General features: G+C 71.4%; 16 protein-coding genes and 1 pseudogene. 8 read left to right on the top strand and 9 right to left on the bottom strand.

Features of this window, described 5'->3' with window-relative positions:
* The first annotated feature begins 24 nt into the window (after positions 1-24).
* Positions 25-684 (top strand): dihydrofolate reductase family protein, encoded by a 660-nt coding sequence (locus BLT44_RS08185; RefSeq protein WP_010157616.1) that lies wholly within the window; start codon positions 25-27, stop codon positions 682-684.
* Here the strand turns inward: BLT44_RS08185 and BLT44_RS08190 are convergent.
* Positions 678-2,702 (bottom strand): NAD-dependent epimerase/dehydratase family protein, encoded by a 2,025-nt coding sequence (locus BLT44_RS08190; RefSeq protein WP_244887472.1) that lies wholly within the window; start codon positions 2,700-2,702, stop codon positions 678-680. The genes BLT44_RS08185 and BLT44_RS08190 overlap by 7 nt on opposite strands.
* 172 nt (positions 2,703-2,874) lie before the next feature.
* Between BLT44_RS08190 and BLT44_RS08195 the strand changes: the two genes are divergently transcribed.
* Both BLT44_RS08195 and BLT44_RS08200 read left to right on the top strand, forming a co-directional pair.
* Positions 2,875-3,366, top strand: a complete 492-nt coding sequence (locus BLT44_RS08195) for a CinA family protein (protein ID WP_074690132.1) — start codon at positions 2,875-2,877, stop codon at positions 3,364-3,366.
* A gap of 75 nt (positions 3,367-3,441) precedes the next feature.
* A complete protein-coding gene (locus BLT44_RS08200) occupies positions 3,442-4,662 on the top strand; it encodes an alcohol dehydrogenase catalytic domain-containing protein (RefSeq protein ID WP_074690134.1) in 1,221 nt (406 codons plus the stop codon).
* 36 nt (positions 4,663-4,698) lie between these two features.
* Here BLT44_RS08200 and BLT44_RS08205 read toward each other — a convergent pair whose 3' ends face one another.
* Positions 4,699-5,505 carry a DUF1206 domain-containing protein gene (locus BLT44_RS08205; protein WP_010157613.1) on the bottom strand — a complete coding sequence of 269 codons (807 nt, stop codon included), beginning with the start codon at positions 5,503-5,505 and terminating at the stop codon, positions 4,699-4,701.
* Positions 5,506-5,569: 64 nt separating this feature from the next.
* Here BLT44_RS08205 and BLT44_RS08210 point away from each other — a divergent pair, with 64 nt between their 5' ends.
* The 4 genes and pseudogenes from BLT44_RS08210 to BLT44_RS14960 all read left to right on the top strand — a co-directional run.
* Positions 5,570-5,989, top strand: coding sequence for a GNAT family N-acetyltransferase (locus tag BLT44_RS08210; RefSeq protein ID WP_010157612.1), 420 nt, complete (start codon positions 5,570-5,572; stop codon positions 5,987-5,989).
* Between the two features lie 48 nt (positions 5,990-6,037).
* Complete coding sequence (locus BLT44_RS08215) at positions 6,038-6,445, top strand: hypothetical protein (RefSeq protein ID WP_074690136.1); 408 nt, start codon at positions 6,038-6,040, stop codon at positions 6,443-6,445.
* A 64-nt stretch (positions 6,446-6,509) separates the two neighbouring features.
* Positions 6,510-7,856 carry an APC family permease gene (locus tag BLT44_RS08220; RefSeq protein WP_010157610.1) on the top strand — a complete coding sequence of 449 codons (1,347 nt, stop codon included), beginning with the start codon at positions 6,510-6,512 and terminating at the stop codon, positions 7,854-7,856.
* Between the two features lie 4 nt (positions 7,857-7,860).
* A pseudogene (locus BLT44_RS14960) lies at positions 7,861-8,469 on the top strand (Pr6Pr family membrane protein); the annotation flags it as partial.
* A gap of 51 nt (positions 8,470-8,520) precedes the next feature.
* Here BLT44_RS14960 and BLT44_RS08225 read toward each other — a convergent pair.
* The 4 genes from BLT44_RS08225 to BLT44_RS08240 form a co-directional block, all read right to left on the bottom strand.
* A complete protein-coding gene (locus tag BLT44_RS08225; protein WP_010157609.1) occupies positions 8,521-9,402 on the bottom strand; it encodes a manganese catalase in 882 nt (293 codons plus the stop codon).
* 144 nt (positions 9,403-9,546) lie between these two features.
* A complete protein-coding gene (glsA, locus tag BLT44_RS08230) occupies positions 9,547-10,482 on the bottom strand; it encodes a glutaminase A (protein WP_010157608.1) in 936 nt (311 codons plus the stop codon).
* Positions 10,483-10,659: 177 nt separating this feature from the next.
* The gene (locus BLT44_RS08235; protein WP_029608378.1) at positions 10,660-10,989 is read right to left on the bottom strand and encodes a DUF7882 family protein; all 330 of its coding nucleotides are present in this window, start codon (positions 10,987-10,989) and stop codon (positions 10,660-10,662) included.
* 83 nt (positions 10,990-11,072) lie between these two features.
* A complete protein-coding gene (locus BLT44_RS08240) occupies positions 11,073-11,432 on the bottom strand; it encodes a DUF7882 family protein (protein WP_010157606.1) in 360 nt (119 codons plus the stop codon).
* A gap of 186 nt (positions 11,433-11,618) precedes the next feature.
* On the opposite strand from BLT44_RS08240, the gene BLT44_RS08245 reads away from it, so the two are divergent.
* Positions 11,619-12,104 carry an arsenate reductase ArsC gene (locus BLT44_RS08245; RefSeq protein ID WP_050803202.1) on the top strand — a complete coding sequence of 162 codons (486 nt, stop codon included), beginning with the start codon at positions 11,619-11,621 and terminating at the stop codon, positions 12,102-12,104.
* On the opposite strand, the gene BLT44_RS08250 is transcribed toward BLT44_RS08245, so the two are convergent.
* The 3 genes from BLT44_RS08250 to BLT44_RS08260 all read right to left on the bottom strand — a co-directional run bounded on the left by BLT44_RS08250 (position 12,034) and on the right by BLT44_RS08260 (position 14,205).
* Positions 12,034-12,648 carry a TetR/AcrR family transcriptional regulator gene (locus BLT44_RS08250; RefSeq protein WP_010157604.1) on the bottom strand — a complete coding sequence of 205 codons (615 nt, stop codon included), beginning with the start codon at positions 12,646-12,648 and terminating at the stop codon, positions 12,034-12,036. The genes BLT44_RS08245 and BLT44_RS08250 overlap by 71 nt on opposite strands.
* 2 nt (positions 12,649-12,650) lie before the next feature.
* The gene (locus BLT44_RS08255; RefSeq protein WP_010157603.1) at positions 12,651-13,202 is read right to left on the bottom strand and encodes a hypothetical protein; all 552 of its coding nucleotides are present in this window, start codon (positions 13,200-13,202) and stop codon (positions 12,651-12,653) included.
* Positions 13,203-13,452: 250 nt separating this feature from the next.
* Positions 13,453-14,205 carry an SDR family NAD(P)-dependent oxidoreductase gene (locus BLT44_RS08260; protein ID WP_010157601.1) on the bottom strand — a complete coding sequence of 251 codons (753 nt, stop codon included), beginning with the start codon at positions 14,203-14,205 and terminating at the stop codon, positions 13,453-13,455.
* Positions 14,206-14,328: the final 123 nt, after the last annotated feature.

Raw genomic sequence — 14,328 nt, forward strand, 5'->3', positions numbered from 1 at the left:
TCCCACCCGTCGGGAGGAGCCCCCATGCCGAGCGCACGCGTGCACAACCTCGCGGTCTCGCTCGACGGCTTCGGCTCGGGTGCGCACCCGTCGCGCGAAGCGCCCTTCGGGCACGCGGGCACGCGCCTGATGGAGTGGTTCTTCCCGACGCCGACGTTCCAGGCGCTGACGGGCGTACGGGAGCGGGTGCCGATCGACCCCGCGACGGAGGCGGACGATCGGTACGCGCGGCGCTCATTCGCGGGCATCGGCGCCGAGATCATGGGGGCCGGGAAGTTCGGCCCTCCGGGATGGCAGCGCGACGCCGATTGGCGCGGCTGGTGGGGGGAGGAGCCGCCGTTCCACTCGCCCGTCTTCGTGCTGACGGGAACGCCGCGCGGCGACCTGCAGCTGGGGGAGACCACGTTCCATTTCCTCGACGCACCGCCGCGAGAGGCCCTGAGACGCGCGTTCGATGCGGCTCAGGGCCTCGACGTGCGGATCGGCGGCGGCCCCTCGACGGTGCGGCGGTTCCTCGCCGAGGGGCTCGTCGACCTGCTCCACGTGGTGCAGGTGCCGATCCTGCTCGGCCGCGGGTCGCATCTCTGGCGCGGTCTGGAGGGGTGGGAGCGCGACTACGAGGTCGCCGCGGAGACGACCCCGAGCGGCGTCACCCACCTCACCTTCACACGCGCGGCTCAGTAGTTCGCGGGCGGGTCGCTGCCCGGGAACGACTCCTCGCCCCACTCGTCGGCGAGCGCATCGTCGTGATCCCCGCGGCGGCGTCGCCGCCCGTCGGGGTCGCCGGCGGCTTCGGGATCGGCAGCCGCGTCAGGATCCGCGGGGATCGCCGGCGTCTCGTCCACGTCTCCGCCTCCCGCCTCGGCGTCCGCGCCGAGGGGTTCCGCTCCCGACGGCACCGCGGCCGCCGCGTCGCCGTCCTCGCCGAAGACGTCGCGACCGTCTCGAAAGGCGCGGCTGCGCGCGAAGGCGTGCGCCGCCCCCAGCATCTCGGCCTGCGCCAGCGCGCGCTCGCCCAGCTCGTCGAACACGGAGGCGTCGAGGTCGAGATCCGGTGCGTGCTCGCTGAGCACCTGCCACAGCCCGAGCTTCCCGATGACGGCGCTGCGCAGCAGCTCGAGCTCGAGGATCAGCGAGAGGGGCGAGCGCGTGAAGGTGCGCCCGTTGAGCTTCAGCCGGCCGACGCGCTCGCCGACCCAGGCGGCGGCCTGGCGGGTGAACCGCCGGCGCACCTCGAGGTCGTCGATGAGGTGCGCGAGGAACGCGCGTTCGAGCCGCAGCTCCTCGGCGAGCTCCGAGAGACCCGCGTACACGGGGGTGTCGATGTAGGCGGCCGACATCCGCTCCATGCGCTCCGCGCCCGCCGTCGCGCCGGTGAGATGGTCTGAGAGGTACAGCCCGAACAGCTCCCAGTCGAGCTCTCCCGAGCCGTCCGCTCGACCGCCCGACGGATCCTTCGCGGTGGCGGACGGACCGCCCCCGCCCGTTGCCGCCTCGGCGCCCTCGCCGACGCGCCCGTCGAGCGAGGAGAGCCGTGCATCGTCGACGTCGCGGGCGCGCAGCGGCAGCGATCCCGTACCGCGGCCGTCGATCATGCCCTGCAGCAGCTCGCGCAGGGCGCTCTCCGCGGAGTGCTTCGGCTCCCAGCCGAGCTCGCGCTTGGCGCGCGAGTTGTCCATGTGCGGCGCACCGAGGCCGAGGTCGAACCATCCGGCGTCCACCGACACGATGCCCGCTCGGTGCGCCGCGGTCACGAATCCTCTGACGACCGCGGTGGGCAGCTCGAAGTAGCGGCCGTGGTCGATGATGTCGGCGAGCTGCTGCGCGCCGAGCACGTCGTCGGCGCAGACGTTGAAGGCGCCCGGCGCGCGCTGCACGACGGCCGCGGTGAAGGCCGCCGCTGCGTCGTCGGAGTGCACGGCCTGCACGCCGCGGAGCCCCTTCGGCAGCGGGAGCGCCGGCGGCTTCGCCCGGCCGAGCGCCTGCACGGGCACTGCGCTGCCGAGGAAGTAGCGCTGGATGGACGACGCCGCATCGCCCTGGAAGATGAGCGCGGGGCGCATGCGCGTCACGACCACGTCGGGGTGCGCGCTCGCGAAGTCGTCGAGCACCTTCTCCTGCGCCACCTTGTCGACGCTGTACTGCGACGACTCGATGCCGCCGCGCTCCCAGTCCTCCGAGCGCAGCGCCCGAGACGGGTCGGCCGCGTACACGCCCACCGAGGATGCGATGACGACGTGGCCGACGCCGGCCTCGGCCGCTGCGCGCAGCACGCGCCGTGTGCCCTCGACGTTGACGCGGCGCAGCAGCTCCCGCTCCGCGATCGGCTGGATCAGCCAGGCGAGGTGCACGACCGTGTCGACGCCGGCGAACGCCTCGCGCAGCGCATCCGCGGCAGCCTGCTCGGATGACGCAGCCGCGATGTCGATCGACGCCCACTCGCACGAGGCGTAGGGCTCGACGGTCTCGTCGGGCATGCGGCGGGCGATGCCGAGCACCGACGACACCTCGGGGGCGGCGGTGAGGGCGCGCAGCAGCGCGGTGCCCGCGTTGCCGGTGGCGCCGACGACGGCGACCCGCAGGCCCGCCGCATGCGGCGTCGCGCGGTCGTCGCCGCCGGCGGCGGTGTCGGCGGGGGTGGTGCCGACGGGGGCGGTGTCGACGGGGGTGGTCGCGGGGTCGGCGTGGGGTCGTTCTGGCATTGCAGTCCTCCTCGAATCGCTCGTGATCCCACGATGCCGCGCCGTGGCGCGCATGCCCAGGGGGTTGCGTGCCGCGGCCCGAGGCGTCAAGGCCCCTGCGCCGAGAAACCGACACCCGTACAGTCGGCCGCGTCAACACCGATGCTTGCGGAACGAGAGGAGTACAGCATCCATGGTCGAATCTGCACTTGAGGGCCGCGTCGACCGACTGGTCGAGCGCATCGCGGAGCAGGCGGGCGCGTCGGGCGCCACGATCGCCGTCGCCGAATCGCTGACGGGAGGCCAGCTGGGCGCAGCCCTGGCCGCCGCACCCGAATCCGGCACCTGGTTCCGCGGAGGCGTCATCGCCTACCACCCCGAGGTGAAGTACTCGCTGCTGGGGGCGCCGCGCGGGCCCGTGGTGACCGAGCCGACGGCGATCGCGATGGCGGAGTCGACGGCGCGGCTCCTGCTCGCCGACATCGTGGTCGCGGTGACCGGCGTGGGCGGCCCCGAGCCCGACGAGGGCAAGCCCGCGGGCACGGTCGTGCTCGCGGTGACCGGGGGAGGATCGCCCACCGCCGTCGAGCACCTCTCGTTCTCGGGCGACCCCATCGAGGTCATGCAGCAGACGGTCGAGGCGGCGCTCGAAGCCGTGCTCGCCCGCCTGTCGCCCGGCGAGTGACCTGACTCGCCTCGACACCCACGACCTCCCCACCCCCAATTCTTCACACATCGAACAGCAGCAGAGGAGAGCAGCATGCGCGCAGTGACCTGGCAGGGCAAGCGGAAGATCTCGGTCGACACCGTCCCGGATCCGGTGATCCAGGAACCGGGGGACGCGATCATCAGGGTCACATCGACCGCGATCTGCGGCTCGGACCTCCACCTGTACGAGCTGTTCGGCCCCTTCCTCGACGCGGGCGACATCCTGGGCCACGAGACGATGGGCGTGGTCGAGGAGGTGGGGCCGGGCGTGACCTCGCTCACGGTCGGGCAGCGCGTCGTCATCCCGTTCAACATCTCCTGCGGCGCGTGCTGGATGTGCACGCGCGGCCTGCAGTCGCAGTGCGAGAGCACCCAGGTGACCGAGTACGGCTCGGGCGCCGCGCTCTTCGGGTACACGAAGCTGTACGGCCAGGTGCCGGGCGGTCAGGCCGAACTGCTCAGAGTGCCCATCGCCGACTACAACACGATCGCAGTGGGCGACGCGCTCCCCGATGAGCGCTACCTCTTCCTCAGCGACATTCTCCCGACGGCCGCCCAGGGCGTCGCCTATGCCGGTGTGGGGCGCGGCGACACCGCGCTCGTGCTCGGCCTCGGCCCCGTCGGCCAGTTCGCGGCGCGGCTCGCCGCGCACCGCGGCGCGCGCGTGCTCGCCGTCGACCCGGTGCCCGAGCGCCGGGAGATGGCGGCGCGGCACGGCATCGCCGTCTGCGAACCGGGCGACGTCGAGGCGGCGGCGACCGACTTCTCCGACGGGCGGGGGCCCGACGGCGTGATCGATGCCGTCGGCATGGAGGCGCACGGCAGCCCCGGCGTGCACGCCGCGCACACCGCGATCGGGGCGCTCCCCGACGTGCTCGCGCGCCCGATGATGGAGCACGCGGGTATCGACCGCACGGCGGCACTGCTGCAGGGCATCGACCTGGTGCGCCGCGGCGGCACCGTCTCGATCAGCGGAGTGTACGTCGGCAACGCCGACCCGCTGCCGATGAAGACGCTCTTCGACAAGCAGATCACGTTGAAGATGGGCCAGTGCAACGTGAAGCGGTGGATCGACGATCTGCTGCCGCTCGTCGAGCAGGAGGGGGATCCGCTGGGAACGGCCGACCTCACGACGCACCGCGTGCCGCTCGCGAGCGCCCCCGAGATGTACGAGCTCTTCCAGAAGAAGGAGGACGGCTGCATCAAGGTGGTGCTCGACCCGGCGGCGGATGCGGCAGCGCCCCCCTCCGCGCCGCAGGCCGCAGAGCGCTAGCGGTCGGCGAGGCCTGCTCAGGGTCGGCGAGGCGGGCTAGAGGTCGGCGAGGCGGGCGCGGAACAGGCAGAAGAGGCCGTAGGCCAGGAAGCCGACGCCGATCCCGACGATCATGGCGGGGCCGCCGGGCAGATCGTAGAGCGAGGTGATCGCGGAGTCGAGCGCGCCCGCCGAACTCGAATCGCCGCTGAAACCCGCCCCGGCGAGCGGAACCGCGATCGCGAGGAGGGCGCCGCCCTTCGCGACGAAGCCCACCGCCCCGAGCGCCGCGATGGCCCGGCCCCCGCGACCCGACGGAATGCTCATCTGCTTGCGGAAGCTGCGCGAGACGCCCATCCAGATCCACGCCGCCCCGACGCCGGCGACGCCGATGCCGACGAGGATTAGCAGCACCGTGCCGCCGGGGATCGTGAGCAGGCCGCGGCTCGCGTCGCGCGTGGTGCGATCGGGGTCGGGGCGCGCACCGACGGCGACCGCCGTCGCGATGCCGCCCATGACGCAGAAGGCGGCGCCCTGACCCCACTCGGCGAGCCGACGCCCCCAGCGGCGCCGGCGGGAGTCGCGATCGAGGGCGAAGCCGTGCACGACGTGGAAGACGCCGAGTGCGAAGAGCAGCACGGCGACGGCGCACAGCCCGGCGAGGCCGAACGGGGCGTTCGCGATGGAGGTGAGCGCCCCGACCTGATCCGCCTCTGCGCGACCGTGCCGCACGACCAGCGCGATCGCGAGCGCTCCGATGAGGCCGTGGACGACGCCGCTAGCCGCGTACCCGCCGCGCGCCATCGCGCGGAAGGCACGGGTGCGCTCGGTTCTGCGCGCAACGGATTGCAGTCGGTCGTCCATGGCTCGAGGCTAGCGGATCGCGAGGCCCCTGCCGTCGCCGCGCCGGCGCGCGTATCGTGGACGCATGACCCTCCGCATCCTCGACCGCGCTCCCTCCGCCGACGAACACGCCGCGCTCGCCGCCGCCGTGGGATGGCAGTCGCATTTCGACGACGAGGTGCGCGCCGCCTCGCTGCGCGCGTCGCTCGCGGGCGTGGTGTGCGTCGACGCGGGCGACGATGTCGTGGGTATGGCGCGAGCGGTCGGCGACGGGCTGCAGTACGCCTACGTGCAAGACGTGATCGTCGATCCCGAGCACGAGGGATCGGGTATCGCGACGCGCATGGTCGAGCGGCTCCTGGAGCTGTTGCAGCCGGAGGGCGACGTCGAGCTCTTCGTGGGGCTGTTCGCGAGCGACGCCGCGGTCGGCGTCTACGAGTCGCTCGGGTTCACGAGGGAGGACGCGGTCGGCATGCACCGTCGCCTGCGGGGTGACGGTTCCTGAGAACGCAACCCCCTCGTCGCGGGGAGTGCGATTTCCTAGTCTCGAGGCATGTCAGTGAACAAGCTCAGACTCGTCGCCACCGGTGTCATCTCGCTCGCGCTGCTCGGAGGGGCGACGGGGTGCGGCGGGGTGTCGCCCACCGAGGGGTCGGGCGAGGTGCGCGACCAGCACGATGCGCCGAACGGGCTCGGCGATGAGGTGGAGGAGCAGATCGACGATCGCCTGGCGGTCGGCGACGCGGAGGGCGTGAGTGCGGAGGAGGTGGCGCTGCTGGAGCGCATCGACGAGTACGAGGACGTGTCGACCGATACGATTCGCGTGATCGTGGAGGGCGACCTCGCCGACGCGGATCGAGACGCGCTCGCGCAGGCCGTCTTCTCCGCGAGCGAGAACGAGGCTCTCGGCACCGTGCAGATCGTGGACGCCTCGGGAGACGAGACCGAGCACACCCAGTAAGCGGGGCCGCTCGCCCCTGTCAAGGGGCGTCCGTCGGCGTCGGGCGCTCCGATACGCTGGCGCGATGACGCGTGACACCGAGGCCGGATCCCCTCCGACCGACGCCAAACTCCGCCGCTCCGTATCCGGCCTCCTGCTCTTCGCCTTCATTCTCGGAGACGTGCTCGGCGCCGGCGTCTACGCCCTCATGGGTGTGCTCTCCGAGGAAGTGGGCGGCATGCTCTGGGCGCCGCTGCTGCTCGCCCTGGTACTCGCACTGCTCACGGCCGGGTCGTACGCCGAGCTCGTGACGAAGTACCCGCGAGCGGGTGGCGCGGCCGTCTTCGCCGAGCGGGCCTTCAAGAAGCCCGTCGTCTCGTTCCTCGTGGGCTTCTGCATGCTCGCCGCCGGCGTGACGAGCGCCGCCGGCCTCGCGATCGCGTTCGCAGGGGAGTACCTGCAGACGTTCGTGCAACTGCCGACCACGCTCGTCGCGATCCTCTTCCTCGTGCTCGTCGCGCTGCTGAACGCGCGGGGAATCCGCGAATCGCTCGGCGCGAACCTGGTGATGACCGCCGTCGAGCTCAGCGGGCTCGTGATCGTCATCGTCGTCGTCGGGCTCCTGCTCGGCTCCGGCGGAGGCGACGTGTCGCGCGTGATGGAGGGGCCGGAGGGCACGAACACGGCGGTTGCGGTGCTCGGCGGCGCGATCATCGCCTTCTACTCGTTCGTCGGCTTCGAGACCTCGGCGAACATGATCGAAGAGGTGCGCAACCCGACGCGCACCTACCCGCGCGCGCTCTTCGCGTCGCTCGCCGTCGCCGGCCTCGTCTACGTGCTGGTCGGCCTGGCGAGCTCGATCGCGCTCCCCGCCGACGAGCTCGCCGCCTCGAGCGGTCCGCTGCTGGCCGTCGTCGAGGCATCCGGATCGCACATTCCGTCGTGGGTGTTCAGCGCCATCGCGCTCGTGGCCGTCGCGAACGGAGCGCTGCTGACCATGATCATGACGAGCCGCCTCGCCTTCGGCATGGCCGAGCAGGGCCTCCTCCCCGCGCAGCTCGGCCGTGTGCTGCCCCGGCGGAGTACGCCGTGGGTCGCGATCCTGGCGACGACCCTGGTCGCCGCGCTGCTCACGCTCGTCGGCGATCTGGCCACCCTCGCGGAGACGGTCGTGCTGCTGCTGCTCTTCGTGTTCCTGAGCGCGAACGTCTCCGTGCTGGTGCTGCGGCGCGACCGCGTCGAGCACGCGCACTTCAAGGTGTGGACGTTCGTGCCGGTGCTCGGCATCGCATCGTGCATGATGCTCATGACGCAGCAGAGCGGCACCGTGTGGCTCTTCGGAGCGGCCCTCATCGCCGTCGGCGTCGTGCTCCACCTGCTCGCCCGCTGGGGCGCTCGGCGCAGCGGTTCCGCGGCTCGGCAGGACGGCTGACGCGGTGGCGGCGATCCCGCGCGCGTTCGCGATCGCCGCGGCGCTCACGGCGCTGCTGATCGCGGCCGCAGTCGTCGGCCAGTGGGCCTTCAGCCTCAGCTTCGAGCCCGACGACCTGGGCTTCTTCACCGTCAACTTCTTCAGCTTCTTCACGATCCTGTCGAACGTCGCGGCAGCTGCCGCGCTCGCGATCGGAGCATGGGTCACCGCTCGGGGTGGGGGCGCGCCCGAGTGGTTCTGGGGGGTCTTCGGCGCCGTGACCACCTACATGGCGACCACGGGCGTGGTGTACAACACATTGCTGCGGGGCATCTCGCTCGATCAGGAGGCGACGCTCGGCTGGTCGAACGAGGTGCTCCACCTGTTCGGACCGATCCTCGTGGTCGCGCTCTGGTGCGTCGCGCCCTCCCGGCCCGCGCTGCGGTGGCGGCACCTGGCCTTCGCCGCCGCGTTCCCCCTCGTCTGGGGCGCGTACACCCTCGTTCGCGGGGCGCTCGTCGACTGGTACCCGTACCCGTTCACGAACCCCGCACAGTCGGGAGGCTACGGGGCGGTGGCGCTCTACCTCGTCGCGATCGCCGCATGCATCATCGGCGTCGACGCGGCGATCGTTCGGGTGAGCCGCGGGCGGCGCGCCGCGCCTGGGCTCAGCCGCTCGATCCGGCTACTCCTTCTTCAGCGCGTCCTGCGCGCGGCCCGCGAGCTTCTCGACCACGTTCGGCACGTCGGTCGTGCCGTAGAAGCGCGCGTCGGGATGGGTGGGCGGCGGCATCGGCACCCCGGCCTCAGGAGCCTCGTGGTAGCTGAACTCGCCGAGCCCGTCGGGCGTCGGGCCCGACGCCCAGCTGCCCTCGCTCGCGGCCGCGCCGTCCGAGAAGTTGATGTACTGGTACGACACGTCGCGCTTCTCCTTGCCGATCGGGAAGTTGCTCGGCACCGGCAGCGACTCCACGCCCTCCGCCTGCAGCTCGGCAGCGGCGGCGAGCCACTGGTTCTGATGCATCGTGTCGCGGGCGAGCAGGAAGCCGAGGAGATCGCGCACGCCGTGATCGTCGGTCATGTGGTAGAGCCGTGCGACCTGCACGCGCCCCTGCATCTCGGCGTTCGCGTTCGCCTGGAAGTCGGCGAGCAGATTGCCGCTGCTCGTGATGTAGCTGCCCATCCACGGGTTGCCGTTGCTGTCGACCGGCCGGGCGCCGGCGCCGGCGACGATGCCCTGCTGCACGTCGGTGCCGCCGATCACCGCGGCCACCGTCGGGTCGTTCTGCACGGCCTCATCGATGATGCCGAGCGGCGACTTCTCGAGCAGCTGCGCGATCATCACGGCGAGCATCTCGACGTGGCCCATCTCCTCGGCGCCGATGCCGAAGACGAGATCGCGGTACTTGCCGGGGATGTGCATGTTCCACGCCTGGAACTGGTACTGCAGCGCGACCGTGATCTCCCCGTACTGCCCGCCGAGCACCTCCTGCAGCTTGCGTGCGTACACCGCATCGGGCTTGTCGGGAGTGGCCTTGTGCTGGAGTTCTTGCCGGTGAAAATACATCGTGCGCTTCCTCTCCGTCGCCGTTCGGAGGCCCGCGGTTCGGCCCTGCTGCGACCGACGATGAGGCCCGGCCCACACCCGTTTCCCCATCGCGGCGACGGGGTTGCACACACGAGAAGCGTGACGTACCGTGCGCCGCGGCGATCACCTCGGAACGCGGAAGGCGTGGAGCCCCAGGTCAGCGCTCAGCAGCGCACTGGCGCGGTGGCCCCGCACGCTCGTGCCCTGATCGTCGAGCGGGGGGCTGAAGATCGCGGCGCCCAGCAGTCCGGGCGAAGCGAGCACGATCGCGCCCGAGACGCTCGACTTCGCCGGCACCCCCACCTCGCGCATCCAGCGCCCCGATCCGTCGTACACGCCGCAGGTCGCCATCACCGAGATCACGTCGCGCGCCACCTCGGGGGAGACGACCCGTTCGCCCGTGCAGGGGTTGACGCCGCCCGAGGCGAGCGTCGCGCCCATGACGGCGAGGGCGGCCGCATCCACCAGGGTCGCGCAGGCGCGGCCGTACACGCCGATCGCATCCTCCGCCTCGACCCGCAGCGTGCCCTCCGATCGCATCAGGTGCGCGAGTGCGAGGTTGCGGTCTCCGAGCCGCTGCTCGGCCGCCGCGACCTCCTCGTCCACCTGCAGCGGTCGCCCGGCGAACGCAGCGAGGCCCGCCGCGATGCGCTCGGATCGCGCGCCCGCGTCACGGCCGTCGACGATCGAGCTCGTCAGGAGCGCGCCGGCGTTCACCATCGGGTTGGGCGGACGACCGGTTCCGCTCTCGAGCTTGACGGCGTCGAAGGCTTCACCCGTGGGCTCGATGCCGACCCGCTCGAGCGCAGCGCGATCCGTGTCCTGGAGCGCGAGGGCGAACACGAACGGCTTGACGGCCGACTGGATGCTGAACGCGGCTTCGCCCTGCCAGCTCGTGCGCACCGCGCCGTCCATCGCGACGAGGGCCATGCCGCAGAGATCGGGATCCGCCTCGGCGAGCTGCGGAATGCTCTCCGTCACGCTGCCGGCGGTCTCCGGCAGGACGCGCTCCCGCAGCGCGTCGAGGTCGTAGGAGCGCACGTCGTCGGCGAGGTTCATGCCTTCAGCTTGCGGGAGCGTCGGGTGCGAGGCCGGGGTTCGCGCGGCGCGGCGCGGAATGGGCGAGCCGCTCGGCGACGCTCGCGCAGGCGGCGGCCGGATCCGGCGCGGCACTCCGCGCAAATGACGAACGCCGCCCGCCCGAGTGCTCTCGGTCGGGCGGCGTTCGCCGCGGTCTCAGATCAGGTCCGGATTCTTCTTCACGTACCGCTCCGCTTCCTCCTCGGTGATCGCGACCAGCCCGCGCGGCGTGTGGGCCAGCGCGTTGAGCGCGCGCACCCAGACCTTGCTGAGCTCCGGATCGCGGCTGCCCGAGAACCGGAACGCCACCGTCGTGTACGGCGACAGCCAGATCGACAGCCGCCCATCGCCCTGATCGTGCGGCTTGTGCCAGCTCAGGAAGAAGCACTCCTGCTTCTTCAGCTTCTGCCCGATCACGAATTGCAGGTGAGCCAGCAATCGATCCTCGAACTCGTATTCTCGTCCCCCGTGTACCAAATTCCCCATAGGGTGAAGTCTGTCAGTTCAAACAAACGGCGGCAGGGGTTGCTTTTCGCCCCGAGGTGTGCTGCGGCGGGCGCAGTGCGGCGTTACGCGCTCCGGTCGGTGCGCAGATTTCCGGGGTACTGGTTGCCGCTGGCCTCGGCGACGGCGAGCTTGCCGTCCTCCCTCGTGACGACGAGCCCGGTCGTGGCGTTCGCCGACTCACCGAGGCGCTGCAGCCACTCCTTGTTGATCTCGGGCACGCGGCTGCCCAGGAACTTGAACGTCAGCGGGGTCTCGGGGGAGATCCAGATCGCGGTGCGCCCGTCTCCGGCGCTCATGCTGTCCTTCCACGACATCAGGAACGGCTCGTCGCGCATGAGCTTCTGCACGATGACGATCTGCAGGTGCGCGAGCAGGCGATCCTCGAAATGCGTCGTGAGGCCGTCGTATCGGATCGATCCCATGGGTCACTCTTCCTTTCGTTCCGCGACGATCGGTCGGTCGCGAAGTGAGCGAGACCAGTGTCTCAGGAAACGAGCCGTTCCGAGCGCAGGTCGGATCACGGAAGCGGATCGACTGCGACCGCGACCGTCGGCACGACCGCCCTCCGCTATCGTGAACGCATGCCCACGCTCGCGGAAGGTGATCCGATGCACAGCTCGACGCAGAGAGGCGACTCGTCGAGGCCCTCTGTGCTCTTCGTATGCGTGCACAACGCCGGCAGGTCGCAGATGGCCGCAGCGTTCCTCGCGCACCTGGCGGGCGGTTCAATCGACGTGCGGTCGGCGGGCTCAGCCCCTGCCTCGTCGCTCAACCCGGCGGCGGTCGCCGCGATGGACGAAGTCGGCATCGACATGTCGGCCGCGGGCCCGCGCGTGCTGACGCCGGAGGCCGTGCAGGAGTCGGATGTGGTGATCACGATGGGGTGCGGCGACACCTGCCCGATCTTCCCCGGCAAGCGATACGAGGACTGGGAGCTCGACGACCCGGCCGGGCGGGGCGTCGAGGCGGTGCGCCCGATTCGCGACGCGATCCGAGCACGGGTGGAGGCGCTCGTCGTGGAGCTCACGCGCGGCGCTGCTCCGGCGACGGAGGCGGCAGCGCGAGCTCGTCGAGGTGGCGCGACAGCGTTGTGAGGGCGTCCGCCGGTGCGGCGGCGTCACCGCGCCAGAGGCCCTGCATCGCGATGCCGTCGAGGAGTGCGCGCAGCCGGGTCGCCTCGAAGGCGGGCTGTCGTGCGGCGTGGAGCCGGCCCGAATCGTCGAGGATGCCGATGGCGGCACTGCAGGCCCGATCGACGCCGTCGTGGAGCCGCTGCGCCGCGGGGCGCAGGAAGTGGTCGGTGAGTGCGAGCACGCCGAGCTGCACCTGAGCGACGATCTCGAGCCGGCGCTCCGCGTCGAGGGGGAGGAGCTGCGCGAGCAGGGCTTCCGCGAGTTCGCGGCCCTCGAGCTCGAGCGCGGCGATCCGTGCCGTCGCGCGCTCCTGGATGAGCTCGAGGCAGTACTCGCGGAGCGCCTGCTGCGTCGGGAAGAGCCGGCGCAGCGACACCGGGGCGACGCCGCTCTCGGCGGCGACGCCGCGCACCGACAGGTGGCTGAGCCCCTCGCGCTCGAGAATGCGCAGCGCCGCAGCGGCGATCTCGGCGGTGCGGCCGGCTGGGTCGATTCTCCGCGGCATGCCTACGAGCGTAGCGAAGCGGGATGCGGCGCGGGCTTCTTGGGCCAGATGGTGTAGCTCACCGCCCAGACGACGTCGATGGCGAGGATGACGCCCAGGATGCCGTAGCAGTTCGACAGCGCCTCGGTGCGCTGCGGATCGTTCACGACGGCGATGATCGCTGCGAGGATGCCCGCGGCGATGGCGACGGCGATGAGGGTGGTCACGACGTCCTTCCAGCACTTCGCCGTGTACCGCATGCCCGTCGGCTTCTCGGGGGCTGGCCCGCCCGCGAACCGATGCGCGAAGCGCACATCGGCCCACGCGACCATGCGTCTGCCGTAGGCGACCGACACGCCGATGTAGATCGCTGCGAGCCCGTGCTGCCAGGAGGCGGTGCCCCCGCCCAGCAGGTCGATCGTAACGAGGGCGAGCAGCACGACGTCGATGACGGGGGCGAGCATCAGCAGCAGCGCGCCGAGTCTCGCCCTGCGGAGCAGATACCGTGCCGAGAGCCCGGCGAGGATCGCCGCCCAGAAGGCGACCTCGCAGATCACGATCGCTGTCAGTACCATGTGCCGGCCTCCCGGGTGCGTGTGGACGTGTTTGGATACGAGTGTATCCAAACAACGGGCGCCGGTGCACCACGCGCTCGCCGATGCACCTGCGAAAAAAGGGTGCATCGGCGGCTCAGCGGTGCAGTGGCGAGCCGCACCGCCCGCCCCGCCGCCCGCCCGACCGCTCCGCCCGCTCGCCTCGCCCCGCCCGCCCTCGAAACGACGAACGGCCCCCCGATCGCTGATCGGAGGGCCGTTCGCGGACGGATCAGACGGCGGTGTAGCCGCCGTCGATCAGGTAGTAGGCGCCCGAGACGAAGGAGGCGTCGTCCGAGAGCAGGAACCGCACCACCTTCGCGATCTCCTCGGGGCGGCCGAGGCGCCCGAGCGGGTGCTTGGCGATCAGGCCTTCCTTCACCTCGGCGGGCGCTCCGGCGAGGAGCGGGGTGTCGATGTAGCCGGGGCCGACCGCGTTGATGCGCAGCCCGGCGGGGCCGTATTCTGCGGCGGCGTTCTTCGTGAGCCCGACCACGGCGTGCTTCGTCGCGGTGTAGGCGGAGTTGCCGAGCGCCGCGACGGTGCCGTGGATCGAGGCCATGTTGACGATCGCGCCCTCGGCGGCTCCCGATTCGAGGATGGCCGGGATCTGATAGCGCAGGCCGTAGGCGACGCCGTTCAGGTTGATGCCGACCACCGTGTTCCAGCCGTCGAGGTCGAGCTCGCCGGTGGGGGCGGACGGGCCGCCGATGCCCGCGTTGTTGAACGCGTAGTTGAGCTTGCCGTACGTCTCGACGGCGAATTCGACGGCCTTGCGGCTGTCGTCGGCCTGCGCGGTGTCGCCCTGGATCGCGACCGCCTCGTCGCCGGCCGACGTGATCTCGTCGACCACGCGCTGCGCGGCGTCGAGCTTGATGTCGGTCACGACGACCTTGACGCCGTGCCCCGCGAGCTCTTTCGCGGTGGCCTCTCCGATGCCGGATCCGCCGCCCGTGACGATCGCAACCTTGTCTGCGAATGCCATTCGTTGCTCCTCTACGTCCCGATCCACGGGCCGCCGGCGCATCGGGTGGCGCGACTGAATTCGCCCGGATGAATCGCTGCACCCAGCTTAAACCCGTGGGCGTTAAGCGGGGGCGACCGCGTC

This window comes from Leucobacter chromiiresistens (genome assembly GCF_900102345.1).
Taxonomy (GTDB): Bacteria; Actinomycetota; Actinomycetes; order Actinomycetales; family Microbacteriaceae; genus Leucobacter; species Leucobacter chromiiresistens.

What these genes read in the sequence shown, in the direction of transcription:
- BLT44_RS08225 (WP_010157609.1), bottom strand. Translation starts at nt 9,402, where the DNA reads ATGTATTTTCACCGGCAAGAACTCCAGCACAAGGCCACTCCCGACAAG.
- glsA (WP_010157608.1), bottom strand. Translation starts at nt 10,482, where the DNA reads ATGAACCTCGCCGACGACGTGCGCTCCTACGACCTCGACGCGCTGCGG.
- BLT44_RS08195 (WP_074690132.1), top strand. Translation starts at nt 2,875, where the DNA reads ATGGTCGAATCTGCACTTGAGGGCCGCGTCGACCGACTGGTCGAGCGC.
- BLT44_RS08185 (WP_010157616.1), top strand. Translation starts at nt 25, where the DNA reads ATGCCGAGCGCACGCGTGCACAACCTCGCGGTCTCGCTCGACGGCTTC.
- BLT44_RS08200 (WP_074690134.1), top strand. Translation starts at nt 3,442, where the DNA reads ATGCGCGCAGTGACCTGGCAGGGCAAGCGGAAGATCTCGGTCGACACC.
- BLT44_RS08255 (WP_010157603.1), bottom strand. Translation starts at nt 13,202, where the DNA reads ATGGTACTGACAGCGATCGTGATCTGCGAGGTCGCCTTCTGGGCGGCG.
- BLT44_RS08220 (WP_010157610.1), top strand. Translation starts at nt 6,510, where the DNA reads ATGACGCGTGACACCGAGGCCGGATCCCCTCCGACCGACGCCAAACTC.
- BLT44_RS08215 (WP_074690136.1), top strand. Translation starts at nt 6,038, where the DNA reads ATGTCAGTGAACAAGCTCAGACTCGTCGCCACCGGTGTCATCTCGCTC.
- BLT44_RS08235 (WP_029608378.1), bottom strand. Translation starts at nt 10,989, where the DNA reads ATGGGGAATTTGGTACACGGGGGACGAGAATACGAGTTCGAGGATCGA.
- BLT44_RS08260 (WP_010157601.1), bottom strand. Translation starts at nt 14,205, where the DNA reads ATGGCATTCGCAGACAAGGTTGCGATCGTCACGGGCGGCGGATCCGGC.
- BLT44_RS08190 (WP_244887472.1), bottom strand. Translation starts at nt 2,702, where the DNA reads ATGCCAGAACGACCCCACGCCGACCCCGCGACCACCCCCGTCGACACC.
- BLT44_RS08245 (WP_050803202.1), top strand. Translation starts at nt 11,619, where the DNA reads ATGCACAGCTCGACGCAGAGAGGCGACTCGTCGAGGCCCTCTGTGCTC.
- BLT44_RS08240 (WP_010157606.1), bottom strand. Translation starts at nt 11,432, where the DNA reads ATGGGATCGATCCGATACGACGGCCTCACGACGCATTTCGAGGATCGC.
- BLT44_RS08210 (WP_010157612.1), top strand. Translation starts at nt 5,570, where the DNA reads ATGACCCTCCGCATCCTCGACCGCGCTCCCTCCGCCGACGAACACGCC.
- BLT44_RS08250 (WP_010157604.1), bottom strand. Translation starts at nt 12,648, where the DNA reads ATGCCGCGGAGAATCGACCCAGCCGGCCGCACCGCCGAGATCGCCGCT.
- BLT44_RS08205 (WP_010157613.1), bottom strand. Translation starts at nt 5,505, where the DNA reads ATGGACGACCGACTGCAATCCGTTGCGCGCAGAACCGAGCGCACCCGT.